This window comes from Streptomyces sp. Ag109_G2-15, from assembly GCF_900215565.1.
Taxonomy (GTDB): Bacteria; Actinomycetota; Actinomycetes; order Streptomycetales; family Streptomycetaceae; genus Streptomyces; species Streptomyces diastatochromogenes.
This window is the reverse complement of record NZ_OCNI01000002.1, coordinates 1,961,699-1,985,808: the sequence shown is the minus strand read 5'-3', so window position 1 is coordinate 1,985,808 and position 24,110 is coordinate 1,961,699. Positions and strand designations below refer to the sequence as shown.

Here is a 24,110-nt window from a genome sequence, read left to right as displayed (position 1 = left end):
CCGTGGGAGACACCTCAGCGGGGGTACGCCGCCGTACCGAGCGCCGCGCCCACGCCGACTACACGGGCGCGGTCTACGGGTCGATGCTCGCCGCGTCGGTGGTGATCGGCGCCGGCAGCCTCGGTCACTTCCCCCGGCTGCAACTGGTGGTGCTGCTGGTGCTCACCGGCCTCGTCTTCTGGGTCGGGCACGTCCACGCGCAGCTGTTCGGCGCGCGCCTCGCGCAACGGCCCCTGGACCGCCCGACGATCCTGCGGGTGTGCCGTGAGGAGTGGCCGATCGTCAAGGCGGCCGTGCCGCCGGCCCTCGCCGTCGCCGTGAGCCCGCTGCTGGGCCTGGACGTGGAGGGTGCCGTCTGGCTGGCGGTCGCGGTGGCCGTGGCCGGGCAGGTGGGGTGGTCCGCGGCCGGGGCACGGCAGGCGGGGGCCTCCTGGCGGCTGGTGTCGGCCACCGCCACGATCAATCTGCTGCTCGGCCTGGTGATCATCTCGTTCAAGATCGCTCTCACCCACTGAACCCCGGACCCCGGATCACCTGCGCCGGGTGAGGCCGCGCGACGCCGTGCGGAGCAGCATCGCAAGAAGACCGCAGCAGGCCCGCAGCGGGAGAACGGCACATGCGCTACGAGATCCGTGTCGATGGACTCATGTCGGAGACGCTCACCAAGGCCTTCCCGGAGCTGGACCACGTGAGGATGTCCGGGCAGACGGTGCTGTTCGGGCGCGTCATCGACGAGGCCCATCTCTACGGGCTGCTGACCCGCTTCCAGTCGCTGGGGCTGCGGGTCGTCGAGATGCGGCAACTGCCGGAGTGACGCTCACGGAACCGCCGTAGTCACCCTCACAGCTTCGCCACCTTGATCCGGCCCGAGCGCGCCGCCTTGCCCAGTGCCGCGAAGTCCTGCTCGTTCTGGTCCGCGTACGCCTGCGCGAAACCGGTCAGCGCACGGTCGAAGCGGTCGCCGCCGCCCAGGTACGCGGCGAGGGCGACGGGATCTCCGGAGCGGGCGTGGGCCCGGGCCAGCGAGGCCCCGCACACCTGGCCGAACAGGTTCAGCAGAGCCGGCTCCATGGTGTCCGGCCGGGCGATGCCCTTCCAGTCGCGCAGCTGACGTACGTAGAAGTCCCGGTCACGCCCGTCGAGGCCCACCACGTGTGTCCAGCCCAGGAAGATGTCGCTGGTGGTCTGGATGAGCCGCTGCCCGGTGACCACCCTGCGGCCCTGGTTGTCGTACCGTTCGCCGCCCGTGTGCGCCGCGAGCACCGACTCCTGCGCCTCCTTGGCCTGCAGCAGCAGCGGATCGTCGTCGTCCCGGCCGAGCAGGAGCAGGATCCAGCACCGGGTGCCGACGCTGCCGACGCCCACCACCTTCCGGGCCAGGTCCACCAGCCGGTAGTGACGCAGCAGATGCCGCCGGTCCCAGGGCAGGGTGCGCGCGTACCCCTCCAGCAGCGTCTGCAGCTCCTTGTCCTCGCCCTCCCGGGTGGTCCGGTCCTGCAGATCCCGCAGCGGGATGATCAGCGGCGGGTCCGCGGCGATCCGCCGGCCCTCGGGCGTGCGCCGGGTGAGCTCGGCGAAGGCCTGCAGTGAGGTGCGGGTGCGGGCGCGCGCGGTCGCCTCGGCGGTACGGCGCCTGCCCTTCTTGTCCATCGCGTAGGCCAGCAGCGCGCGCATCTGGTCGGCGTCGTCCTGGGCGTACCAGATGTCCAGCGTGCGCATGCCGGCGAACTCCCGCATCCGCTCCCGGTAGGCCCGTACGCACGTGCGCACGGCGTCGTTCTGCTCCCTGGCCGCGAAGCCGTTGGCGCGGGCCGCGATGACGAAGCTGGCCGCCAGCCGTTTGACGTCCCATTCGAACGGCCCCGGAAAGGTCTCGTCGAAGTCGTTGATGTCGAAGACCAGATGGCGTTCCGGCGAGGCCAGCAGGCGGAAGTTCAGCAGATGGGCGTCTCCGCACAACTGCACCCGGAGCCCGGTGTCGGGCTGCGGGCCGAGGTCTGTCGCCATGACCGCGGCCGCGCCCCGGTAGAAGCGGAACGGCGATTCGAGCATGCGGCCGTAGCGGATCGGCACCAACTCGGGGATACGGGTGGCCGACTGACGCTCCAGCACCTCGATCACGTCGGGCCGGTCCGGCGCCGGCGCGAACACGCCCTGGCCCGAACGCGGGGCACGCGTACGGGCGTTGCGGCCGTAGGCCGCTCGGTCGGCCACTGACGCAGAGCCGGTGAGGGCATTCGGTGCGGCCATGATCCAGCCTCCTGGTCCGGCGGCCCGCCGTCCGCTCCCGGAACCGGCTGCCGCGGCGGCGGGAGGACCGCGGGCCGTCCGCCCGTGGACCCACCCCACCGCCCCGGCCGGGCGGAGGGATCACCCGTGGTGGGTGACCCGGCGCACCGGCCGGGCGCGGCACGCTGTCCCGGTGAGGGGTTGCACACGCCGCCCCCGCCGGCGGTCCGGAGGCGACCCGTTCGATCGCGCGAGGAGGAGCCATGACCGAGTCGCGTGGTCCGGCACCGCGTACCGGACCGCCACACCTGTCCGCTGGGACGGCAGCCGGCCCCGGGGACGCCATGACGGCGCTCGCCGGGTCGTGGACCTGGATCCTGGGGTCGGCCGTGGTGACGTTCGTGCCGGGTGTGCTGATCCTCGTCTGGCCGGACGAGACGCTGCACGTCCTGGCCGTGGTCATCGGCCTCTATCTGCTGCTCGCCGGCGCGCTCCGGTTCGTCATGGCCTTCGCCCGCGAGGGACCCGGCGAACGGCTCGCCGGACTGCTGATCGCGGTGTTCTACGTCCTGGCCGGCGTGCTCTGCCTGCGCAACCCGCTGCAGACCATCACCGCGCTGTCGCTGATCGTCGGGCTCGCCTGGCTGGCGTCCGGCATCGTGACCCTCTACACGGCGCTCTCGGCCGAGAACCTCCCGCACCGCGGAGTCGTCCTGGCCGCGGCGGTGCTCGGCATCGTCGCCGGGATCGTGGTGCTGGTCCTGCCCACCGAGTCGGCCCGGGTGCTGACCCGGCTGCTCGGTCTGTGGCTCGTGCTGCTGGGCCTGGTCGAGCTGGCGGTCGCCTTCGCGTGGCGGCATGCGCTGCGCAGAAGCGGCGCGCTGCCGGGCACGTTCGACTCGGCGACGTGAGCCGACGAGCCCCTCGGGGTGAGCCGACGGGCCGTCCCGCCGGCCGTCGTCACCCACCACGGTCACCCACCACGGTCACCCGCCACGATCACCCGCCTCGGGTGAGGCCGCGCCTCCCGCGCCGTGTGCAGGCTGAAAACGGCAGAGACCGGCCTGGAGGAGCTTTACCGGGCCGGTGCCCCGGACGGAGGAGAGAGCATGAGCGCGCAGAACTACCTCGCGTACGACTATCCGCTGCTGAGCGCCTTCTGGACGATGCTGTGGTTCTTCCTGTGGATCATGTGGTTCGTCCTGCTGTTCCGGATCGTCGTCGACATCTTCCGGGACGACGACCTGAGCGGCTGGGCCAAGGCCGGCTGGACGCTCTTCGTGATCTGTCTGCCCTTCCTGGGCGTCCTCGTCTACGTGATCGCCCGCGGCAAGGGCATGGGCAAGCGGGAGATCGCGCAGGCACGCGCACAGCAGCAGGCCTTCGACAGCTACGTCCGGGAGACCGCACAGGGCGCCGCCCCGACCAGCAGCGTCGACGAACTGGCCAAGCTCTCCGAGATCCGGGCCCGCGGCGACATCACCGACGACGAGTACCGCAGGGCCAAGGAGCTGGTCCTCAGCGGCGCCGGACCGGCACAGCGCCCCGGCTCCACACCCACCTCGTCCGGACACTGAGCACGACCCACGGATACGAATCGAGGCAGCCTCATGGCCGCGACACATCCCACACGCCCCACCCAAACGACGCGCGCGGCACGCACGCACACCGCCAAGCAGCAGTGGGCGGGCGGCCTGACGGCCTTCGCGGGCGTCATGCTCCTGCTCGCCGGACTGCTCGGTGTGTTCCGGGGCATCATGGCGATCGCCCATGACGCCGTCTTCGTCACGACCCCCAACTACGTCTTCAAGTTCGACCTCACCAGCTGGGGCTGGATCCACCTGGTCCTCGGCGCGCTCGCCGTCGTCGTCAGCTTCGGCCTGGTCCGGCCGGCGCCCTGGGCACGCGTCGCCGGTGTGGGCATCGCCGGGCTGGTGATCATCGCCAACTTCCTGTCCCTGCCCTACTACCCGGTCTGGTCGGTCGTGATGATCGCGCTGTCCGGCTTCATCATCTGGGCCCTGTGCGTGGTCCAGGGGGAAGAGTCCGCCACCGGTTCATAACCGATGGAGAATCGACCCGGCCGTAGGAGAATCATGGACCGGTATCCGCCCATCGCCGACCACGGCATGGTCGGCGACCTCCAGACAGCGGCTCTGGTGTCGTCCGACGGAACCGTCGACTGGTGGTGCACTCCCCGCTTCGACTCGCCCAGCGTGTTCGCCTCGCTCCTCGACAGCGAGCGCGGCGGACACTGCCGGCTGGCGGCGGAGCCACCGGACGGGAACGGCCAGGGCATGTCGGTCCGGCAGCTGTATCTGTCCGACACGGCCGTCCTGATCACCCGGTTCATGGGACCCGGCGGCGTCGGCGAGGTCGCCGACTTCATGCCACCCGTCGACGCCCCGGCGCCCACCGACCGGCACCGCCTGATCAGGGTGGCCCGGGTCGTGCGGGGCAGCCTGCCCTTCGCCTTCGCCTGCCGGCCGCGCTTCGACTACGGCCGCGCCCCGCACACGCTCGGCCTCATCGACGACCACGCGGCCGTCCTGCGCGGCCCGGGCCAGGATCTGCACGTGCGGTCCACCCCCGGGATCCGCCTGCGGGCCGACGGCGACGACGTCACCGCCCGCTTCACCCTCTCCGCCGGACAGGCCGCCGCCGTCGTCCTGACCACCACGGCGGAGGGCGGCCAGGCCCCGCCCGCGCCGTCCCTGTACGACATCGCCGAGGACGTGGAGAAGTGCCGCCTTTTCTGGCTGACATGGCTGCGCTCCTGCACGTACCGCGGACGCTGGCAGGACATGGTCAACCGCTCGGCGATCACCCTCAAGCTGCTCACCTACGCGCCGACGGGGGCGCCCATCGCCGCGGCCACCATGGGACTGCCCGAGCAGGTCGGCGGCGAGCGCAACTGGGACTACCGCTACACCTGGGTCCGGGACGCCTCGCTGTCCGTCGGGGCCCTGATCGAGCTGGGCTTCGAGGCGGAGGCGTTCGCCTTCCGCCACTGGCTGCGCGACCGCGTCGAGGCCGGCGGCACCACCTCCGGCGACCCGCTGCAGATCATGTACCGGGTGGACGGCGACCCCCACCTGACCGAGGAGATCCTCGACCACCTGGAGGGCTACCGGGGATCACGGCCGGTACGGGCGGGCAACGCGGCCGCCGACCAACTCCAGCTCGACATCTACGGCGAGGCCTGCGACGCCCTGGCGGTCGGCGGGGACATCGGGGCGGTGCGCGGCTGGAAGGCGCTGAACGGCGTCCTGGACTGGCTGGCCGACCACTGGGACCGGCCGGACGAGGGCATCTGGGAGACCCGCGGAGGCCGGCAGAACTTCACCTACAGCCGGCTGATGACCTGGGTGGCGTTCGACCGGGGCATCCGTGCGGCCACCCGGTTCTCCCGACCCGCCGACGTCGCGCGCTGGACGGCCGCCCGGGACGGGGTCTTCCGCCAGATCATCGAGCGGGGCTGGCACGAGAAGCGGCAGGCGTTCGTGCAGCACTTCGACACCGACGTCCTGGACGCCTCGCTGCTGCTCATGCCGCGGGTCGGTTTCCTCTCCCCGCACGACCCGGACTGGATCAGCACCCTGGACGCCATGGACGAGGAACTGGTCAGCGACAGCCTGGTCTACCGGTACGACCCCGCGGCCTCGCCCGACGGACTGCGCGGCTCCGAGGGCACGTTCAACCTGTGCAGCTTCTTCTACGTCGAGGCGCTCGCCCGCAGCGGCCGGCTCCACCAGGCCCGGCACGCCTTCGACAAGATGCTCACCTACGCCAACCATGTCGGCCTGTTCGCCGAGGAGATCGGGCCCTCGGGCGAGCAACTCGGCAACTTCCCGCAGGCGTTCACCCATCTCTCCCTGGTCACCGCGGCCATGGCGCTCGACGAGGAGCTGGGCCGGGCCACGACACGGCCCGAGACCGGCGGCACCCGGCACCCCGTCGTGCACGGCCTCACGGCGCCCCCCGAAACCACGGGCGGGGGCGCCGGAGGTGGCTGACCGGGCAGGGCCGACGAAGGCGCCGCCGGGGCAGCGGCGGGTACTCGCCGCGCTGGCCCTCGCCCAGTTCATCTGCAGCTTCGCCGGCTCCAACATGAACGTGATGATCAACGACATCAGCAAGGACCTGGACACCACCGTCCAGGGCGTCCAAGTGGCCATCACCGTCTTCCTGCTGGTCATGGCCGCGCTGATGATCCCCGGCGGCAAACTGACCGACCGCTACGGCCGCAAGCGGTGCTTCGTCGTCGGTCTCGTCGTCTACGCCGTCGGCGCGCTGCTGAGCGCGGCGGCACCGGGACTCGGCGTCCTCATCCTGGGCAACTCCATCCTCGAGGGAGTCGGCACCGCCCTGCTCATCCCGCCCGTCTACATCCTCACCACACTGCTCTACCGCGACCTGACCTCCCGCGCCCGGGCGTTCGGGATCATCATGGCGCTGGGCGGCATCGGGGCCGCGGCGGGACCGCTGATCGGCGGGCTCATCACGACCGCCATCAGCTGGCGCGCGGCCTTCGTGTTCCAGGCGCTGGTCATCGCGGTGATCGTCTGGCTGAGCCGCCGTATCGAGGACCCCCTGCCCCCCGACCCGACCCGCTCCTTCGACACCACCGGAGCGATCCTGTCCGCGGCGGGCCTGATCCTGGTCGTCATGGGCATCCTGGCGGCGGACAACAACATCTGGCTGATGATCGCCCTGATCGTCCTCGGCGTCCTCGTCCTGGCATGGTTCTTCCGCTCGGCGCGGGCCAAGGAACAGGCAGGCCAGGAGCCGCTGCTCTCGCTCGGCCTGTTCCGCAACCGCACCTCCAACCTCGGACTGGTCACGCAGAACGTGCAGTGGCTGCTGCTGATGGGAACGTCCTTCACGGTGGCCGCCTACCTCCAGGTCGTCCGCGGCTACGACGCCATCCAGACCGGAGTGATCTTCACGGCGGCCACGCTCGGCCTGCTCGCGTCGTCGCTGTCCGCCGAGGCCCTGGCGCGCCGGCGGTCCCAGCGGACGCTGATCATGACCGGCTTCGTGGTCGCTGTCGCGGGCGTGGCGGTACTGGTCGGCCTGGTCGGCGGCTACTCCACGGCCTGGGCCTTCGTCCCCGGGCTCCTCCTGATCGGGCTCGGCCTGGGCGTGATGCTGACCCCGTCGGTGAACGTCGTCCAGTCGGCCTTCCCGGAGGAACAGCAGGGCGAGATCTCCGGCCTGTCCCGCAGTGTGTCCAACCTCGGCTCGTCCTTCGGCACGGCGATCGCCGGCACCATCCTGGTCTCCGGCCTCAGCAAGGGCGCGTACGCCGCCGCGATGATCACGCTGGCGGTGATCGGCCTCGGCGGCCTCGCCGCGGCGGCGCTCCTCCCACGGAAGCCGGGCGGCCCGGCGACCCGCGGCACCCCTGCCACGGCACCGGGGACCCACGCCTAGGGCTCCGCCGGACAGGACCCGGACCCGCTCCCGGGTGCGTTGCCCGCGGGCGCGCGTGGCATTATCGGCCGACGTAAGGACCGTAGCCGTACGTAGCCGATGACGCCCGTACGCGGTCGCAGGCAGTCGTACAAGGAGCACGATGAACCCCACCGCCACCGCCCGGCCCGCGGTGGGCACCTCGCTGCTGGACGACTTCTCCCTGGAGATGACCGGCAAGGACGTGCCGAAGCTGGAGGAGGCGCACGCCGGCATCCCCCGGGGCACGCGGATCAACGTCACGTTCCTCGCCGGCGAGGACCCCGGCATGCGGCTCGCGGCCGCCCGCGCGGTCAAACGGCTCGGCTTCGTCCCCGTCCCGCACATCTCCGCCCGCCGGCTGCCCTCCCAGCGGCACCTGGAGGAGTTCCTGGCCGGCCTGGACGCGGACGGCACCGCCGAGAACGTCTTCGTCGTCGGCGGCGACCCGGCCCGCCCCGAGGGCCCGTACGAGGACGCCCTCGCCGTCATCCGCACGGGGCTGCTCCAGCGGCACGGCGTACGGCACGTCGGCATCAGCGGCTATCCGGAGGGCCACCCGGCGATCACCGAGCACTCCCTGTGGTCGGCACTGGGCGACAAGAGCGCGGTGCTCGGGGCACAGCGGATCGCGGGCGACGTCATCACCCAGTTCGGCTTCGACGCCGACCGGGTGCTCGGCTGGGTGGAGGACGTCCGCGCCCGGGGCGTCGGCCTGCCCGTCCGCATCGGCGTCCCCGGCCCGGCCGGCGTGCGCCGGCTGATGACCTACGCCACCCGCTTCGGCGTCGGCACCAGCGCCTCCATCGCCCGCAAGTACGGCTTCTCGCTGACCAACCTCATGGGCACGGCCGGCCCCGACCGCTTCCTGCACGCGCTCGCCGATGGGTACGACCCCGCGCGGCACGGCGAAGTGAAGGTGCACTTCTACACCTTCGGCGGCCTGCGGACCACCGCGGAGTGGATCGCCCGCTTCCGGCGGGGAGACCAGGAGGGCTGACCGGGCGGCTGGCAGGAGGCAGGCTCCCGCTGTTCTGTTCGGTATTTCGGCGGCATGCCGGTGGGTCGGTGGCCAGTTCTGATCGGTGGGCGCGTGGCGCGGCCGGGCGCCCGGGACCCGTCGACCTCCCTGCTTGTTGCACTTGCGCTGCTCATGCCATAGCTCTATAACGTCTCCAGCAGGTATCGGCGGGGATGGCCGGAAATGGCAGTAGCCGCCGACCAGGGGGGATCCTCGGCTCCGCCGCGATCGGCACCAGTGCCCGCAGACCGACGGAGACCGAACCATGACCGACGACGCCTATCGTGCTGCCCTGACCCGGCTGGCCGTAGACCCGACCTTCCGTGCCGAACTCGACGGTGACACCGACGCGGTGGCGCGAAGACTTGGCCTCTCGCCCGCGCAGGTCGCCGAACTCCGCTCCCTCCGCGTCGAGTCCGGCACCGACGGGGGACCGGCCGCACTCGACCCACGGCTGTCCAAGTCGTCCCTGTTCTTCGGCAGCGCGGCGCATGCGCTGGCGCACCACGACGTCCCGGCGGACCACGTCGTTCCGGCCGACCACTCCGTTCCGGCGGACCATGTCTCCGCCGACCACTCGTCCGACCTGTCCGGTCCCGCCGAGGGCCAGGAGGACGTCAGCGGCCACGCGGTGACCCCGACCGGCTCCCACAGCCTGCTGGGCGGCCCCCTGCTGGACCAGTCGCCTGCCGAAGTGGCTGGCGGGCCGGGTGAGTTCGGTGGCTTCGGCGATTTCGGTGACTTCGGCGGGTTCGGCGAGCACGGGAACGAGGGGCCGGGCGCGGACTTCGGCGGAGGAGCCGAGGGAGGCTTCGGCGACTTCGGCGCCGGGGGCGACGGCGGGTTCGGCGGCGGTTCCGAGGGAGGCTTCGGCGGGTTCGGCGGGGCTGACGGTGGCTTCGGCGGCGGTGCCGATGGCGGGTTCGGTGGAGCCGACGGCGGCTTCGGGGACGGTGGGCTGGGCTCCGGTGGGTTCGGCGGCCATGGGGGCTTCGGTGACGGCGGCTTCGGTGACGGTGGCGTCGGTTCCGGTGGGTTCGGTGACCTGGGCGGTCACGGCGGCTTCGGCGGCGCCGGTGGGGAGGGCGGCGGCGATGCCGGTCACTTCGGCCACGGCGGCATCTACGACCGCGACGGCGGCGACGGCGGTGGCGGTGGCGGTGAAGGTGGTGGCGGCGAGGGCGGCGGCGAGAGTGGTGGCGGTGACTCGGAGAACGGCCGGCGCCCCAGCGGCGGTGGTGAGCCCGGTGGCGGTGGCGAAGGCGGCGGCGGTGAAGGCGGCGGGGGTGGCGAAGGCGGTGGATCGGAGAACGGTCGGCGCCCGAGCGGTGGCGGTGTACCCGGTGGCGGTGGCGGTGGCGAAGGCGGCGGCGGTGAAGGCGGCGGGGGTGGCGAAGGCGGTGGATCGGAGAACGGTCGGCGCCCGAGCGGTGGCGGTGTACCCGGCGGCGGCGGCGGTGGCGAAGGCGGCGGCGGTGAAGGCGGCGGGGGTGGCGAAGGCGGTGGATCGGAGAACGGTCGGCGCCCGAGCGGTGGCGGTGTACCCGGCGGCGGCGGTGAAGGCGGCGGGGGTGGCGAGAGTGGTGGCGGTGGATCGGAGAACGGTCGGCGCCCCAGTGGTGGCGGTGTACCCGGCGGCGGCGGTGAAGGCGGCGGGGGTGGCGAGAGTGGTGGCGGTGGATCGGAGAACGGTCGGCGCCCCAGCGGCGGCGGTGAACCCGGCGGTGGCGAAGGCGGGGGTGACCCGGGCAACGGCCGGCGCATCGGCGGCGAAGGCACGCTCGGCCGCGCCGGGACGACCGTGCGCGGCGGCATGGACCTGCCCGGCACCGGCGACATCGCCACCCACCTGTCGCCCTCCGCACCCGACGCGGACGGCGGCTTCAACGGCGGTACGTTCCTCAGCGGTTCCGGCGGAGGCTGAGCCACCGCATGCTCTGCCATGTCTGCCGCGTCCATGTGCGGCGCGACTTCCCGTACTGCCTGCACTGCGGCACCCCGCGCCGGGGTGCCGCACCGACGTCGTACGCCGCGCCCCAGCTGCGCGGCCTCGACGACCCCACGCTGCTCGTCCCGCTGACCGGCCCGGTCACCACGCTGGGCCGCGGCGAGGACAACGACGTCGTCCTGTCCGACGGCAGCGTCTCGCGCCGCCACGCCCGTGTCGTCCGCACCCCTGAGGGCTTCCGGATCGAGGACCTCGACTCCTTCAACGGCACCGCGGTGGCCGGCGTCGACCTGCACGGCGGCGCGGCCCGGCTGGCCGACGGCACCGAGCTGTCCGTGGGCGACGTACGCCTGGTCTTCGAGCAGCCCCGCGACGCCCGGATCGGCTCCCGCACGATGGTCGTCGGCACCCAGCTGACCCAACTGCCCACCGCCGGACAGGAGGAGGCCCCGGAGGCGGGCGGCCCGCTCACCGCGCGCCCCCGCCGCCGCTCCGGCTGGGCCCTCAAGCAGATCCCCACCGAACGCGGCGCACCCCGCTGGGTGCTCAGCTCCACCCGCACCGGCCGGTATCTGGAACTGGACGAGCGCCAGGTCTTCCTGTGGCACGCAGTCGACGGCGAGAACACCGTACGGGACCTGCTGTTCGCCTACGCCGAGCGCTACGGCGAACTCGCCCTGCCCCGCATCGAGTCCGCGCTGGCCGCGTTCGCGGGCGCCGGCCTGCTGCGCGGTCTGCCCGGCCGGCCGGAGGAGGAGCGGCCGAAAGGCTGGCGCCGGGCGGCGGGTGCCGTGTACCGGGCGCTGCTGAAACTGGAGGTCTCCGTCCCCGGCCTCGACCGGCTGGTGACCCGGCTCTACCAGGCCTACGGCTGGCGGCTGTTCACCCGGACCGGGGTGCTGCTCGCCTGGCTGTCGGTGGCCGGCGGCCTGGTCGCGTTCTTCGCCGCCCAGGGCCGGCACCACCTGCTGGACTTCGGCGGGGCGGGCGTGTGGGGGCCGGTCCTGCTGGCCGCCGGATACGTCACCGCGCTGCTCGTGCACGAGCTGACGCACGCGCTGGCCGTGAAGTCGTACGGCCGCAAGGTCCGGCGCGGCGGGTTCCTGCTGATGATGGGCATGCCGTTCGCGTTCGTGGACACCAGCGACATGTGGTTCGGCTCCCGCTGGTCACGGGTCGTGGTGGCCCTGTCCGGGCCGCTGTCCACGGCGGTGCTGGCCGGCTGGTGCGCCACGGGCGCCGCCCTGCTGCCCGCCGGACCCGCCTCGGCCGTCCTCTACCACCTGGCCTTCGGCCTCTACCTGAACACCCTCTACAACTTCAACCCGCTGATGCCGCTGGACGGTTACCAGGCACTGACGGACGCGCTGCGGGTGCCCCGGCTGCGCGAGGAGGCGAGCGCCTACTTCCGCACGGGCCTGTGGCGCGACCTGCGCGCGGGCAACCGGCCGGGGCCGCGCCAGGCCGGCATGGCCGCCTACGGCCTCGCCGTCGTCGTGGGCACCTACGGCTTCCTCGCGCTCGCCCTGCTGGCCTGGCGCTCCCGGATCGGTGACCTGCTGGAAGGCCGACTGGCCGAGCCGTGGACCACGGTGATCGAGGCGGCCGTGGTCGCCCTGGTCGCCTTCCCGGTGTGGGCCGCACCCGTGCGCTGGCTGCTGCGCCGGATACGGCGCCGCCGGGACGCGAAGGACGTACGACAGGGCGCCGGGATCGCCGCGCCCGCGGAGGGGACGGCATGACCGACGAAGCGGGCTGGGCCGTACCCGGCTACGAGACCGTCCGCACGCTCGGCGAGGGAGCCGGCGGGAAGGTCGTCCTCGCCCGGCACACCGCGACCGGCGTGCCCGTCGCGATCAAGTACCTGGGCGAACGCCTGCGTGCGGACCGGGAGTTCCTCGCCCGCTTCCGGGCCGAGGCCCGGCTGCTGGGCGAGTTGCGGCACCCGTGCGTGGTGCGGCTGTACGAGTACATCGAGGCACGCGCCGGCGCCGCGATCGTGATGGAGGCGGTCGACGGCGTCAGCCTGCGCCAACTGCTTCGCCGGCACGGGGCGACCGGCCCCGAGGCCGCGCTCGTCCTGCTCAAGGGCTCCCTGCTCGGGCTGGGCGCGGCCCACGCGGCCGGGGTGGTGCACCGCGACTACAAGCCGGAGAACGTCCTGGTCCGCGCCGACGGCACCAGCGCGCTGGCCGACTTCGGCATCGCCGTGCGCAGCGGCCGGGAGACCGAGGCCGCCGGCACACCCGCCTACATGGCACCCGAGCAGTGGGACGGCGAGCCGGCCGGCCCGGCCGCCGACGTCTACGCGGCCTCCGTGGTGTTCTTCGAGTGCCTGACCGGACGACGGCCCTTCCCCGCCGACGACATGACCGCACTGCGCCTGCAGCACCTGCGCGCACCGGCCCCGCTGGACGACGTACCCGCGCCGGTGCGTGGGCTGCTGCGCTCAGGCCTGGCGAAGGACCCTGCGGACCGGCCCGGCGTCGAGTCCTTCCTCGCCGACCTGGAACGGGCCGCCGGGGAGGGCTACGGCGCCGGCTGGGAGGAGCGTGGCCGCCGTCGGCTCGCCGAACTCGCCGCGCTGCTCGCCCTGTTGTTCCCGTTCACCGCGACCGCGACGCTCGACGGCTCGGCCACCGCACTCACCCTGCTCGGCCGGATCAAGCGCGGGGGATGGAAGGTGGCGACCGGTGGGGTGGCCGCGCTGGCGGTCGTCGCGGGCGGAGCGACGTACGCGACGGGCCGCCCGCACGACACGTCGACGACGGTCGCGAGTTCGACCCCCACATCCGTCAACTCGCCTACGAAACCCGGCACTTCACCCACTCCCTCCACATCGTCGCCGAGCAGCCCCTCACCCACGGCCGACACCTCGCCCTCCACCACCCCCACGGACATCCCGTCGTCCTCGCCCACCCCGTCCACCGAGACGACCGCACCGGCCGGGCCCCCGACCACCGCGGCCCCGCCCGCGGCAACCCCCGGCACGATCACCATCACCATCGGCTCATGGCAGCGCGGGCAGAAACCGGGCACGCTCGTCGCGGCGGTGACGGTCGAGACGACGGGCACCGGTCCGCTGACCGTCACCGCGAACTACTACGTCGACACACCCGCCGACCCGTACGGCTCCCAGTCCCAGCCCCTGTCCGGGAGCACCCGCTACGACCTGACCTTCGAGGCGGACTTCTCCAACCACCCCTGCCGGGGGACCTGGGACGTCACGCTCAGCAGCGACCCGGCAGCCGCCAACGGCCCCCAGACGGCCTCCCTGGACGCACCGCCGTGCTGAACACCGCCCCACGAGAACGGATCGACATGACGACAGCCACCGCAGTGGCCGGCCGGCCCCTGTCCGGCTGGTCACGGGACGCGCGCTTCGGCACCTGGCACGCCCTGCTCCCGGACGGTTCCGGCGGGCCCGTGCGCGGGGCGCTGCGCATCGACCCGGCCCTGCTCGGGCCGCAGGGCACGCGCGAGCGCCTGGCCGCCGCGGTGCTCGCCACAGCGAAGCTCCGGCTGCCCGGGCTGCTCGGCACGGTCGACCTCGTCGCCGAAGCCGACGCGGTGTGGCTGCTCACGGCCCGGCCGCCGGCCCCCACGCTCGCCGACATCCTGTCCGCCGACGGCCCCCGCCCGGACGCGGGCAGCGCGGCGAGCATCCTCAACGAGACCGCACAGACCCTGCTGGCCCTGCACACGGCAGGCCTGACCCACGGCTCACTCGCCCCGGACACCGTGGTCCTGGCCGTGGACGGCGTGGCCCTGCTGGCCGAGACGGGGCTGAGCGCGGTGCTGGGCGACGCGCCGGCGGCGGCCGTACGACTGCCGGGTGACCTCCCGCACCCGGACCGCCGGGCGGCCGACACCGCCGCCTGGGCCGCCCTGGCCCGCACCCTCGGCGCCGCCTGGACCCAGGCCGGAACCCCCGCGGCGGACCTGTTCGCCCACTGCGCCACCACCGCCGAGTCCGAGGGACTACCGGCGGCCCGGGCCGCCCTGGTTGCCGGGCACGCGGCCCTCCCGGCGAACTTCCTACGCCGCACGGCCCTGCGCACGGCAGCGGCAGCGGCGACTCCACCATTCGCCCCACGGACCACACCCCCACCCGCCGGCGCCGCTTCCGCCCCAGTGGGGCCACCGGCACCTGACCACGCCCCCCGCACGCCCCACCCACTCTCCGCACCCGCCGACGCCGCTTCCGCCCCAGTGGGGCCACCGGCCCCGGACCACGCCCCCCGCACGCCCCACCCACGCCCCGCACCCGCCGACGGCGCTTCCGCCCCACAGGGGCCACCGGCCCCGGACCACGCCCCCCGCACGCCCCACCCACGCCCCGCACCCGCCGACGGCGCTTCCGCCCCACAGGGGCCACCCGCACCCGACCACGAAAGCCGCACGGGTGGTGCGGGTGGGAACCCATACCCGGCCGAAGGCCGGGTATGGGTTCCCCACAACGCACCCGCACCCGCACCCGCACCCGGCAAGACACCCCCGGACACCCAGGCCACCGTCCTCGGCAAGCGCCACCGTGTCACCTCGCCCCCAGCACCTCCTGGGGAGAACTCCGGCGAGATCCTGCTCCGGTTCGGCCCCGGGATCCCCGCCGACGAACAGCACGCGCTGCGAGCCCGGTGGCGTACCGAAGCCCCCGTACCCACGCCGCAGCCCCCGCGTCGAAGACGCCGGGGCTGGCTCATCAGCACCGCAGTCGTGGCGATAGCCGCCGTCCTGCTCTGGCTGCTGATGCGCCCCACCCCCACCCCCGCGGTCGTCGCCGTCCAGGTCCAGGCCCCCGCAGGGACCCTGCACTGCGGCCAGACGGCCGACCTGGTCGGTGTCGTCACCACCGACGGACAGGCGGGACCCGTCACGTACCGATGGCTGCGCGGGGACGGCCAGGACTCGGGCGAGCTGGTCCGCACCGCCCACAAGGGTGAGCGCCGGCTCAGGGTGCACCTGCGCTGGACGGTCCGCGGCCCCGGCCGCTTCCGCGGCACCGCCCGGCTACGGATCGCGCACCAGCGAGCCCCGCTGGAGGCGAAGGCGGGCTTCACCTACGTCTGCCCCTGAACATCACGCCTGCCCCTGACCGCCACGCCCGCCGCAACGGCGGGCCCCGCGGCCAGAACCACCGCAAGCGCTCCGAAGCCGTACGCCAGGGTCGTGGCAGAGGCAACCACCGCGACCAGCAACGGCCCGCCCGCATCACCCAGTTCACGGCCCAGCTCCGCCGCCCCCATGGTCTGGCCCAGCCGCTCGGCGGGCGTGCCCGAGGCGAGGGCCGCGAAGCCCAGCGGGGTGATCAGGCCGGTGCCGGTGCCGATCAGGGTCGCGGCGAGGAGGATGCCGGTGAGGCCGGGCAGCATCGCCGCGGCCAGCCCCGCCGCCGCGAGCAGCAGACCGCAGACGAGACCGGTGCGGAGGCCGAGGCGTCCGGCGTCCAGCGCCCGCCCGGCGCGCGGCTGGACGACCGCCCCACAGGCCGCCAGCACGGACACCGCCGCCCCCGTCGCCACCGTGCCCAGGCCCGCCGCCGCACCCGACACCGGCAGGAAGCCCACCCCGGCCGACAACGCGGCCGTCGCCCCGGCGAGCGCGGCCGTCGGCACCAGGAAGACCGGGTCAGCCAGCCGCCGCCCGAGGTCCAGCAGGGTCTGCCGGCGCCGGGGGAGCGGCGGCACGCGCGGTACGGCGGCCAGCGCCCAGCCCGCCACCACCGCGGCCAGCACCGCCAGCACCGCGAACAGCAGCCGCAGCCCGCCCGCCCACACCAGCACTCCGCCGAGCAGCGGGCCGAGCGTGTAGCCGAGGGACTTGTAGAAGCCGTAGCTCCCGAACGCCCGCCCGTGCCGGACCCCCGGGTTGAGCCGGGCGACCAGCGCCGAGGCGGCGGGGGAGAAGGCGGAGGCGGCGGCCCCCTGGCCCAGGCGGGCCGCCCACAGCCAGCCGGGACTGCCCGCGACGGCGTACAGCGCGGAGGCGGCGGCGAACGCGGCCAGCCCGCCGAGCAGCACCGGGCGCGCCCCCACCCGGTCGGCCAGCGTGCCGAACACCGGTTTCAGCAGCACCTCCGCGCCGTCGTACAGCGCGAGCAGGCCGCCCAGCACCAGCAGCGAGGTGACCGCGTCCGCAGAACGCGCCCCGAGGCTCGCGGCGACCCCGTGCGCGCCGAACGCGGTGGTGAAACCGGCGGCGTACAGCGGCCACATCCGGGCCCGGGACCCGCCTTCCGGGTGTGCGGAGGCGTCACCGGGTGCGGGAGTGACGGCTCCGTGGCCCATGGCGGCATCGTAGCCAGGGCCCGCGGGGCTCCCGGTGATCCCTGGTCACCGCCAGGTACATGTCGGATTCTCGCCAGCGGACGACCCGGACGCTGGTCGATGCTGGACGCATGCAGACAGGGACGCACTTCGACCGGGAGCACTGCGTACGCGCCGTGCAGTCCAAGGACGCGCGGTTCGACGGGTGGTTCTTCACGGCCGTCCTGACCACCCGCATCTACTGCCGGCCCAGCTGCCCGGTCGTCCCGCCCAAGGCGGAGAACATGACCTTCTACCCGAGCGCGGCCGCCTGCCAGCAGGCCGGCTTCCGGGCCTGCAAGCGCTGCCGCCCCGACACCAGCCCCGGCTCCCCGGAGTGGAACCAGCGCGCCGACCTGGTGGCCCGGGCCATGCGGCTGATCGCCGACGGGGTCGTGGACCGCGAAGGCGTGCCCGGGCTCGCCGCCCGGCTCGGCTACAGCACCCGGCAGGTGGAGCGGCAGCTGCTCGCCGAGCTGGGCGCCGGACCCCTCGCCCTCGCCCGCGCCCAGCGCGCCCAGACCGCCCGGCTGCTCGTCGAGACGACCCCGCTGCCCATGGCGGAGATCGCCTTCGCGGCCGGCTTCTCCTCCATCCGCACCTTCAACGACACCGTCCGCGAGGTCTTCGCCCTCTCCCCGAGCGAGCTGCGCGCCCGGGCGCCGAAGGGCCGGACCAGTGCCCCGGGCACCCCCGGGACCCTCGTGCTGCGGCTGCCGTTCCGTGCCCCGCTCAACCCCGACAACCTCTTCGGCCACCTGGCCGCCACGGCCGTACCGGGCGTGGAGGAGTGGCGGGACGGCGCCTACCGGCGCGCGCTGCGGCTGCCGTACGGACACGGAATCGTCGCGCTCACCCCGAAACCCGACCACATCGCCTGCCGCCTCACCCTCAGCGACCTGCGCGATCTGACCGTGGCCACCAGCCGCTGCCGGCGCATGCTCGACCTCGACGCCGACCCGGTGGCGGTCGACGACCACCTGCGCACCGACCCGTTCCTCGCGCCCCTGGTCGACAAGGCGCCGGGCCGCCGGGTGCCGCGCACGGTCGACGAGGCCGAGTTCGCCGTCCGGGCCGTGCTCGGGCAGCAGGTCTCCACGGCCGCCGCGCGCACCCACGCGGCCCGCCTGGTCACCGCCCACGGCAAGCCCCTGGACGACCCCGAGGGGGGACTCACCCACCTGTTCCCGACCCCCGAGGCGCTGGCCGCAGTGGACCCCGAGACCCTGGCCATGCCCCGCACCCGGCGCACCACGTTCACCACCCTCGTCCGTCAACTCGCTGACAGAACAATCCACTTGGGAGTGGACTCCGACTGGGCGGAAACCCGAGCCCGGCTCCTGGAGCTGCCCGGCTTCGGACCCTGGACGGTCGACGTCATCGCCATGCGCGCCCTCGGCGACCCCGACGCCTTCCTCGCCACCGACCTCGGAATCCGCCGCGCCGCAGGGGAGTTGGGCCTGCCCGCCACCCCGGCCGCGCTCACCGCCCGCGCCGAGGCCTGGCGACCCTGGCGGGCCTACGCGGTCCAGTATCTGTGGGCCACGGACAGCCACCCGATCAACTTCCTGCCTGTGTAAGGATCTCCGCGAGATGAGCGACATGAGCGAGACGAAACGGCACACCGTCATCGACAGCCCCTACGGCCCCCTCACCCTCGTCGCCGACGACGGCGTCCTGTGCGGCCTCTACATGACCGACCAGCGCCACCGCCCGCCGGAGGAGACCTTCGGCACGCCCGACGACACCCCGTTCACCGAGGCCGTCGAGCAGCTGTCTGCCTACTTCGCGGGCGAGTTGACGGATTTCACCCTCGAACTCCGGCTGCACGGCACCCCGTTCCAGCGCGACGTCTGGGACCAGCTGACCCGCATCCCGTACGGCGAGACCCGCTCCTACGGCGAACTCGCCGACGCCCTCGGCAACCCCAGGGCCTCCCGCGCGGTCGGCCTCGCCAACGGCAAGAACCCGATCGGCATCATCGTGCCCTGCCACCGCGTCATCGGCGCGGGCGGCGACCTCACCGGCTACGGCGGCGGCCTGGACCGCAAGCGCCGCCTGCTGGACTTCGAGCGGGGGACGGCCCTGTTCTAGCGTCGAGTGCCGATCAGCCGGACAGGCCCTGGTCCCCCTCGCCCAAGCGGCGCAGCAGCTTCGGCAGTGCCGTGCCGATCGGTTCCCGTACGACCTCGTCGGCGAGTTCGTCGTACGGCGTCGGCTCGGCGTTCACGATGATCAGGCGGGCGCCGTTGTCGGCGGCGACGCCGGCGAGTCCGGCGGCGGGCTGGACCTGCAGGCTGGTGCCGACCGCGATGAACACCTGGCAGGCCTTGGTGATGGCGAGCGCCTCGCCGAGGACGACCGGGTCGAGCCGCTGACCGAACATCACGGTCGCCGACTTCAGGATCCCGCCGCACTCCAGGCACGGCGGATCCTCCTCACCGGCCTCGACCCGGGCCAGCGCGTCCTCCATCGGACCGCGGGCGTGACAGTTCGTACAGACGACACTGCGTGCGGTGCCGTGCAGCTCCAGGACCTTGCGGGCGGGCAGCCCGGCCAGCTGGTGCAGTCCGTCCACGTTCTGCGTGATCACCCGCACCGGGACCCCGGACCTCTCCAGCTCCGCGATCGCCAGGTGTGCGGCGTTGGGCTCGGCGTGCAGCGTCCGGTTCTTGCGCCGCATCTGCCACGAGCGCCGCCGGATCTCCGGATCGCTCATGTAGTACTCGTACGTGACCAGCTTCTCGGCCTCCGGGTCCCGCCGCCACAGCCCGTTGGGCCCGCGGTAGTCCGGAATACCGGAGTCGGTGGAGATGCCGGCCCCGCTGAGCACGGCGACGAGGGGCTTGGGCTTGCTCATGCGGTCGAGGGTAGGCCGGGCGGGCCGGGGGCCGCGAACGGATATCGGTCGGCCAGGGGAGCCGGTGCCGCCCGGCCGAGTCGCCCCGCGTCCCTCAGGCCACCTTTCAGCCGACCCCAGCCCACCGCACCGCCGCCACCACCCCCAGGGCCAGCGCCGGCGTCACCCAGCCCCACCCCACGAACCGCCGTACCGACGGCAGCAGCCGCAGGAGCAGCGCGGCGGCCGTGGCCGTGAGCGTCAGGACGCAGGACAGGACGATCCCGGCGTACGCCTCGTCGTCCCAGGGGCCCGAGGGACGGATGGTCAGCGCGGTCCAGCAGAAGAACGCGGCGGTGAGGGTGAGCAGGGCCAGGGGTACGGCGAGGACCAGGCGTATGCAGCCGCGGTCGTCGTCCGGGTGGGCGGGGCGGGACATCGCCTAGGCCACCGGGTGGCCGTTCTCCAGTTCCACCGTGCCCGTGCCCTGGGCCAGGACGTCCAGCGCGGCCAGGACGCGGCGGCCGAGGGCGTCGGGCAGGTAGTCGGGGATCTCCTCGCGGGGCACCAGGCGCCAGGACAGCAGCTCCTCCTCCTGCAGCCGGATGGCCTTGAAGTCGGCCTCGGGCAGGACACCCCCGTCGTACAGGTACGCCACCAGCGGCGGCCGGCCCGCGCCGCGCACCCAGTCCACCGCCAGGAGTCCGCCCAGCTCCCGGTCCAGGCCGATCTCCTCGAGCGTCTCGCGGCGCGCCCCCTGGCGGGGCGTCTCGCCGTCGTCCGACTCGATCGTGCCGCCCGGAAGGGCCCAGCCCTCACGGTAGTTGGGCTCGACGAGCAGCACGCGCCCCTCGTCGTCCCGGAAGAGCGCGGCGGCACCGGCGAGGACACGGGGGAGGCTCGCGATGTACGTGGCGAAGTCGTCAGTCGTGGTCACCCGGGAAGCGTAGCCAAGTGCCGGACGGCTACGGCGCCGGTGACACCAGGCGCAGGGTGCGCTCGGCCAGCGCACTGATCCGTACGCCGTCGAACCCGAACACCGCGCTCCGCACCGTGTCCTCGAGCGGGTCCTTCCACTGGGTGGGGATGGCCGCCGCACCGCTGAGCACCCCGGCCACCGAGCCGGCCGTGGCGCCGTTGGAGTCGGTGTCCAGGCCGCCGCGGACGGTGAGGGCGAGGGTCCGGGTGAAGTCGCCGTCGCCGTAGAGCAGCCCGGCCGTGAGGACGGCCGCGTTCGGGACGGTGTGGATCCAGCCGAGGCCGGCGGTCTCCGCGGACACCGTGGCCAGCGTCTCCTCCCAGGGCAGCCGGGTCTCGTGCAGGGACACGACCCGGCGCACGGTACGGGCAAGGCGGCTGCTCGCCGGGATCACGGCGAGCGCGGTGTCCAGCGCCTCCCGCACACCCGGCGCGGTGAAGGCCGCCGAGATCAGCGCGGCCGCGAACATCGCGCCGTAGACGCCGTTGCCGGTGTGCGAGAGCACGGCGTCCCGACGGGCCAGCGAGGCGGCGCGGGACGGGTCGCCGGGGCAGGTCCAGCCGTAGACGTCGGCGCGGATCAGCGCACCGATCCACTCCTGGTACGGGTTGTCGTACGTCGCCGTCAGCGGCGGCTTCAGACCGTTCGCGAGGTTGCGGTACGCCGCCCGTTCCGCGGTGAAGGTCTGCAGGTACGGCAGTCTGAGCAGCCACAGGTCGCCGACCTGTTCGGTGCTGAAGCCGAAGCCGTGGGTCTCCAGCAGGTGCAGGCCGAGGATGGCGTAGTCGACGTCGTCGTCGCGGCAGCTGCCGTGGATACGGCCGCGCACGCACTGGTGCCACTCCGGGCGCAGTACGGCGCCGTCGGCCGCGTCGGCGGGCTCGGGCAGGTAGTCGGTGAGCGGCAGGGCGGCGGCCTGCCGCAGATAGCGGTCGATGCGCTCGCGGGTCCACACCTCGCCCTGCTCGACCGGTTTGCCGAGCATGTTGCCCGCGATCCGGCCCAGCCAGCCCCCGTGGATGCGGTCGGCGAGGTCCGCCGCGGTGCCCTGATTGCTCATGGCTGGGGTCTACCCGATTTCCCAGCCGGCTCCCAGGGGCTGCTCAGGGTTCGGTCGGAGCATGACGGCGGGGGTGTCCTCCGGTTAAGGTCGCAGCGGCGCGACTGGCCCTGACGTGCGCGGGGCCCGGAGAGCAAGGGGAAAGCAAGGTGGCGGACGCTGCAGTGAACGAGACCCGCAGGGTGCTCATCGCCGCGGACAAGTTCAAGGGCTCGCTGACGGCCGTGCAGGTCGCCGAGCGGGTGACGGCCGGGCTGCGCCGGGTCGTGCCCGGCGTCGAGGTCGAGGCGCTGCCCGTGGCCGACGGCGGCGACGGCACCGTCGACGCGGCGGTCGCGGCCGGCTTCGAGCGGCGCGAGATCCGGGTGGCCGGGCCGCTGGGCCAGGAGGTCACGGCCGCGTTCGCGTTGCGCGGCGACACCGCGGTCGTGGAGATGGCCGAGGCGAGCGGCCTGCAGCGGCTGCCGGCCGGTGTCTTCGCGCCGCTGACCGCCTCCACGTACGGCTCCGGGGAGCTGCTGCGGGCCGCGCTGGACGCGGGCGCGCGGACGATCGTGTTCGGCGTCGGCGGGAGCGCCACGACGGACGGCGGTGCCGGGATGCTGTCGGCGCTGGGCGCCCGCTTCCTGGACGAGGACGGGGATCCGGTCCCGCCGGGCGGCGGCGGTCTCGCCGAACTGGCCCGCGCGGACCTGTCCGGCCTGGACCCGCGTCTGTCCTCCGTGGAGCTGGTGCTCGCCAGCGACGTCGACAATCCGCTGACCGGGCCGAAGGGCGCGCCCGCGGTGTACGGCCCGCAGAAGGGGGCCTCACCGGACGACGTGGCGACGCTGGACGCGGCGCTCGCCCACTTCGCCAAGGTCCTGGAGGCGGCCGTGGGGTCGCGTGCCGCCGAGCACGCGGCGGCGCCTGGCGCGGGCGCCGCCGGCGGTATCGGGTACGGCGCCCTGCTCCTGGGCGCCCGCTTCCGGCCCGGCATCGAGGTCATGCTGGACGTGCTGGGCTTCGCACCGGCGCTGGAGCGGGCCTCGCTGGTGATCACCGGTGAGGGTTCGCTGGACGCGCAGACCCTCCACGGCAAGGCACCCGCAGGGGTCGCCGCCGCCGCCCGGGCCGCGGGCAAGGAGGTCGTCGCGGTGTGCGGCCGGCTCGCCCTCCCGGAGGAGGCGTTGCTGCGGGCCGGTATCGGGCGGGCCTACCCCCTCACCTCGGTCGAGCCCGACGTCGCCAAGTGCATCGCGGACGCCGGCCCGATCCTGGAACGCGTCGCCGCCCGCATCGCCGAGGACTACCTGGGCTGAGGCCCCTGGGGGCTCCGTCCCCAGGGACCCGGGGTCTGGGGGCGGAGCCCTCAGACCGGCCACCCGGACGCCGGGCGCGCACAAAGCGAAGGGCCCCGAACCCAAACTTGGGTCCGGGGCCCTCGGCATAGGCGCCGCTACGGCAACTGCGCAGCCCGCGCCTCACGCCGGTTGTCGCGGAAGTTGTTCACCCGGCGAGCCGTGGCGAACAGCGGGATCACCGCGCCCATGACCAGCTGCAGGGCGCAGCCCGTCTGGAGGAGCAGCTGACCGCTGGGGGCGTCGAACGCCCAGGCGGCCAGGAGGCCCATGGACAGGACGATCCAGGACAGCATGGCGCCGGCGAGGCGACCCCGCGGCTTCGGGTACTCCACCCGGCTCACCATCAGCCACGCGGTGCCCAGGATCGCCAGCAGCGTCGCCACGAAGGGCAGCTCCAGCAGCACGATCGAGACGACCGTCAGCGCGCCGAACGGCGACGGCATGCCCTGGAACATGCCGTTCCTCGGCGTCACGCACGAGAACCGCGCCAGCCGCAGTACGACGGCCAGGAGCACCACGATTGCCCCGAGCGCCGCCATGCGCTGGTGCGCGTCGTCCGCGACCATGCCGTAGACGAGGACGAAGTACGCGGGCGCGAGGCCGAAGCTGATCAGGTCGGACAGGTTGTCCAGCTCCGCGCCCATCGGCGACGAGCGCAGCTTGCGGGCGACCAGTCCGTCGAACAGGTCGAAGACGGCCGCGCAGAGCATCAGGATGACCGCCGTGGCCGCGCTGTGGCGGGCCATGCCCGTCTCCTGGTCGCCCGTGAGGTGCGGGATCAGGATGCCGGTGGTGGTGAAGTACACCGCCATGAAGCCGCACGTGGCGTTGCCCAGCGTCAGGGTGTCCGCTATTGAGAGGCGGAGAGAAAGGGGCATCTCCTCCTCGTCGTCCACCTCGTCGGCCTCGGGCACCCAGCCCGCCTGGGTCTC

22 protein-coding genes are annotated in these 24,110 nt (G+C 73.6%); 14 read left to right on the top strand and 8 right to left on the bottom strand.

What is annotated here, in order from left to right; all coding sequences use genetic code 11:
- Positions 1–2 precede the first annotated feature (2 nt).
- Both CRP49_RS45170 and CRP49_RS45165 read left to right on the top strand, forming a co-directional pair.
- Positions 3–515: a hypothetical protein gene (locus tag CRP49_RS45170; protein ID WP_257033848.1), complete on the top strand. Its 513-nt coding sequence runs from the start codon at positions 3–5 to the stop codon at positions 513–515.
- Positions 516–616: 101 nt separating this feature from the next.
- Positions 617–814: a hypothetical protein gene (locus CRP49_RS45165; protein ID WP_097259112.1), complete on the top strand. Its 198-nt coding sequence runs from the start codon at positions 617–619 to the stop codon at positions 812–814.
- A 26-nt stretch (positions 815–840) separates the two neighbouring features.
- Here CRP49_RS45165 and CRP49_RS45160 read toward each other — a convergent pair whose 3' ends face one another.
- Positions 841–2,250 (bottom strand): DUF2252 domain-containing protein, encoded by a 1,410-nt coding sequence (locus CRP49_RS45160; protein WP_097259111.1) that lies wholly within the window; start codon positions 2,248–2,250, stop codon positions 841–843.
- A gap of 242 nt (positions 2,251–2,492) precedes the next feature.
- Between CRP49_RS45160 and CRP49_RS45155 the strand changes: the two genes are divergently transcribed.
- From CRP49_RS45155 to CRP49_RS45130, 6 genes are all read left to right on the top strand, one after another.
- Positions 2,493–3,140: an HdeD family acid-resistance protein gene (locus CRP49_RS45155; protein ID WP_097259110.1), complete on the top strand. Its 648-nt coding sequence runs from the start codon at positions 2,493–2,495 to the stop codon at positions 3,138–3,140.
- 198 nt (positions 3,141–3,338) lie between these two features.
- Complete coding sequence (locus CRP49_RS45150; RefSeq protein WP_097259109.1) at positions 3,339–3,806, top strand: SHOCT domain-containing protein; 468 nt, start codon at positions 3,339–3,341, stop codon at positions 3,804–3,806.
- A gap of 33 nt (positions 3,807–3,839) precedes the next feature.
- Positions 3,840–4,292, top strand: a complete 453-nt coding sequence (locus CRP49_RS45145) for a hypothetical protein (protein ID WP_097259108.1) — start codon at positions 3,840–3,842, stop codon at positions 4,290–4,292.
- Positions 4,293–4,325: 33 nt separating this feature from the next.
- Positions 4,326–6,245, top strand: a complete 1,920-nt coding sequence (locus CRP49_RS45140; protein WP_097259107.1) for a glycoside hydrolase family 15 protein — start codon at positions 4,326–4,328, stop codon at positions 6,243–6,245.
- Positions 6,238–7,665 (top strand): MFS transporter, encoded by a 1,428-nt coding sequence (locus CRP49_RS45135; RefSeq protein WP_218893032.1) that lies wholly within the window; start codon positions 6,238–6,240, stop codon positions 7,663–7,665. The genes CRP49_RS45140 and CRP49_RS45135 overlap by 8 nt, the downstream gene beginning before the upstream one ends.
- Positions 7,666–7,807: 142 nt before the next feature.
- Entirely contained in the window at positions 7,808–8,683 is an 876-nt protein-coding gene (locus tag CRP49_RS45130; protein ID WP_179852061.1) for a methylenetetrahydrofolate reductase, read from the top strand.
- Between the two features lie 151 nt (positions 8,684–8,834).
- Here the strand turns inward: CRP49_RS45130 and CRP49_RS49010 are convergent, their stop codons facing one another.
- Entirely contained in the window at positions 8,835–10,553 is a 1,719-nt protein-coding gene (locus tag CRP49_RS49010; RefSeq protein ID WP_179852060.1) for a hypothetical protein, read from the bottom strand.
- An 83-nt stretch (positions 10,554–10,636) separates the two neighbouring features.
- Between CRP49_RS49010 and CRP49_RS45120 the strand changes: the two genes are divergently transcribed.
- Genes CRP49_RS45120 through CRP49_RS45110 form a run of 3 tightly spaced genes read left to right on the top strand, consistent with a single transcriptional unit; the run spans position 10,637 to position 15,728 of the window.
- Positions 10,637–12,394 (top strand): FHA domain-containing protein, encoded by a 1,758-nt coding sequence (locus CRP49_RS45120; protein WP_097259106.1) that lies wholly within the window; start codon positions 10,637–10,639, stop codon positions 12,392–12,394.
- Positions 12,391–13,947: a serine/threonine-protein kinase gene (locus tag CRP49_RS45115; protein ID WP_097259105.1), complete on the top strand. Its 1,557-nt coding sequence runs from the start codon at positions 12,391–12,393 to the stop codon at positions 13,945–13,947. The genes CRP49_RS45120 and CRP49_RS45115 overlap by 4 nt, the downstream gene beginning before the upstream one ends.
- 26 nt (positions 13,948–13,973) lie before the next feature.
- A complete protein-coding gene (locus CRP49_RS45110; RefSeq protein WP_143670119.1) occupies positions 13,974–15,728 on the top strand; it encodes a hypothetical protein in 1,755 nt (584 codons plus the stop codon).
- Here the strand turns inward: CRP49_RS45110 and CRP49_RS45105 are convergent.
- A complete protein-coding gene (locus CRP49_RS45105; RefSeq protein WP_097259103.1) occupies positions 15,713–16,867 on the bottom strand; it encodes an MFS transporter in 1,155 nt (384 codons plus the stop codon). The genes CRP49_RS45110 and CRP49_RS45105 overlap by 16 nt on opposite strands.
- A gap of 182 nt (positions 16,868–17,049) precedes the next feature.
- Here CRP49_RS45105 and CRP49_RS45100 point away from each other — a divergent pair, with 182 nt between their 5' ends.
- Both CRP49_RS45100 and CRP49_RS45095 read left to right on the top strand, forming a co-directional pair.
- Positions 17,050–18,537: an AlkA N-terminal domain-containing protein gene (locus CRP49_RS45100; RefSeq protein WP_097259102.1), complete on the top strand. Its 1,488-nt coding sequence runs from the start codon at positions 17,050–17,052 to the stop codon at positions 18,535–18,537.
- Between the two features lie 22 nt (positions 18,538–18,559).
- On the top strand, positions 18,560–19,051 hold the full coding sequence (locus tag CRP49_RS45095; protein ID WP_097259367.1) for a methylated-DNA--[protein]-cysteine S-methyltransferase: 492 nt from the start codon (positions 18,560–18,562) through the stop codon (positions 19,049–19,051).
- A 13-nt stretch (positions 19,052–19,064) separates the two neighbouring features.
- Here the strand turns inward: CRP49_RS45095 and CRP49_RS45090 are convergent, their stop codons facing one another.
- From CRP49_RS45090 to CRP49_RS45075, 4 genes are all read right to left on the bottom strand, one after another.
- Positions 19,065–19,817 (bottom strand): Sir2 family NAD-dependent protein deacetylase, encoded by a 753-nt coding sequence (locus CRP49_RS45090; protein ID WP_097259101.1) that lies wholly within the window; start codon positions 19,815–19,817, stop codon positions 19,065–19,067.
- A 106-nt stretch (positions 19,818–19,923) separates the two neighbouring features.
- Positions 19,924–20,235: a hypothetical protein gene (locus CRP49_RS45085; protein WP_097259100.1), complete on the bottom strand. Its 312-nt coding sequence runs from the start codon at positions 20,233–20,235 to the stop codon at positions 19,924–19,926.
- A 3-nt stretch (positions 20,236–20,238) separates the two neighbouring features.
- A complete protein-coding gene (locus CRP49_RS45080) occupies positions 20,239–20,733 on the bottom strand; it encodes an NUDIX hydrolase (protein ID WP_097259099.1) in 495 nt (164 codons plus the stop codon).
- A gap of 28 nt (positions 20,734–20,761) precedes the next feature.
- Positions 20,762–21,835 (bottom strand): ADP-ribosylglycohydrolase family protein, encoded by a 1,074-nt coding sequence (locus CRP49_RS45075; RefSeq protein ID WP_097259098.1) that lies wholly within the window; start codon positions 21,833–21,835, stop codon positions 20,762–20,764.
- Between the two features lie 149 nt (positions 21,836–21,984).
- Here CRP49_RS45075 and CRP49_RS45070 point away from each other — a divergent pair, with 149 nt between their 5' ends.
- The gene (locus CRP49_RS45070) at positions 21,985–23,136 is read left to right on the top strand and encodes a glycerate kinase (RefSeq protein WP_257033847.1); all 1,152 of its coding nucleotides are present in this window, start codon (positions 21,985–21,987) and stop codon (positions 23,134–23,136) included.
- 137 nt (positions 23,137–23,273) lie between these two features.
- Here the strand turns inward: CRP49_RS45070 and pssA are convergent, their stop codons facing one another.
- Entirely contained in the window at positions 23,274–24,092 is an 819-nt protein-coding gene (pssA, locus tag CRP49_RS45065) for a CDP-diacylglycerol--serine O-phosphatidyltransferase (protein ID WP_097259096.1), read from the bottom strand.
- Positions 24,093–24,110 lie beyond the last annotated feature (18 nt).

Excerpts from the sequence above, each read along its gene's own strand:
- CRP49_RS45165 (WP_097259112.1), top strand. The coding sequence starts at position 617 with ATGCGCTACGAGATCCGTGTCGATGGACTCATGTCGGAGACGCTCACC.
- CRP49_RS45160 (WP_097259111.1), bottom strand. The coding sequence starts at position 2,250 with ATGGCCGCACCGAATGCCCTCACCGGCTCTGCGTCAGTGGCCGACCGA.
- CRP49_RS45155 (WP_097259110.1), top strand. The coding sequence starts at position 2,493 with ATGACCGAGTCGCGTGGTCCGGCACCGCGTACCGGACCGCCACACCTG.
- CRP49_RS45150 (WP_097259109.1), top strand. The coding sequence starts at position 3,339 with ATGAGCGCGCAGAACTACCTCGCGTACGACTATCCGCTGCTGAGCGCC.
- CRP49_RS45145 (WP_097259108.1), top strand. The coding sequence starts at position 3,840 with ATGGCCGCGACACATCCCACACGCCCCACCCAAACGACGCGCGCGGCA.
- CRP49_RS45140 (WP_097259107.1), top strand. The coding sequence starts at position 4,326 with ATGGACCGGTATCCGCCCATCGCCGACCACGGCATGGTCGGCGACCTC.
- CRP49_RS45130 (WP_179852061.1), top strand. The coding sequence starts at position 7,808 with ATGAACCCCACCGCCACCGCCCGGCCCGCGGTGGGCACCTCGCTGCTG.
- CRP49_RS45120 (WP_097259106.1), top strand. The coding sequence starts at position 10,637 with ATGCTCTGCCATGTCTGCCGCGTCCATGTGCGGCGCGACTTCCCGTAC.
- CRP49_RS45115 (WP_097259105.1), top strand. The coding sequence starts at position 12,391 with ATGACCGACGAAGCGGGCTGGGCCGTACCCGGCTACGAGACCGTCCGC.
- CRP49_RS45110 (WP_143670119.1), top strand. The coding sequence starts at position 13,974 with ATGACGACAGCCACCGCAGTGGCCGGCCGGCCCCTGTCCGGCTGGTCA.
- CRP49_RS45105 (WP_097259103.1), bottom strand. The coding sequence starts at position 16,867 with ATGTGGCCGCTGTACGCCGCCGGTTTCACCACCGCGTTCGGCGCGCAC.
- CRP49_RS45100 (WP_097259102.1), top strand. The coding sequence starts at position 17,050 with ATGCAGACAGGGACGCACTTCGACCGGGAGCACTGCGTACGCGCCGTG.
- CRP49_RS45095 (WP_097259367.1), top strand. The coding sequence starts at position 18,560 with ATGAGCGAGACGAAACGGCACACCGTCATCGACAGCCCCTACGGCCCC.
- CRP49_RS45090 (WP_097259101.1), bottom strand. The coding sequence starts at position 19,817 with ATGAGCAAGCCCAAGCCCCTCGTCGCCGTGCTCAGCGGGGCCGGCATC.
- CRP49_RS45085 (WP_097259100.1), bottom strand. The coding sequence starts at position 20,235 with ATGTCCCGCCCCGCCCACCCGGACGACGACCGCGGCTGCATACGCCTG.
- CRP49_RS45075 (WP_097259098.1), bottom strand. The coding sequence starts at position 21,835 with ATGAGCAATCAGGGCACCGCGGCGGACCTCGCCGACCGCATCCACGGG.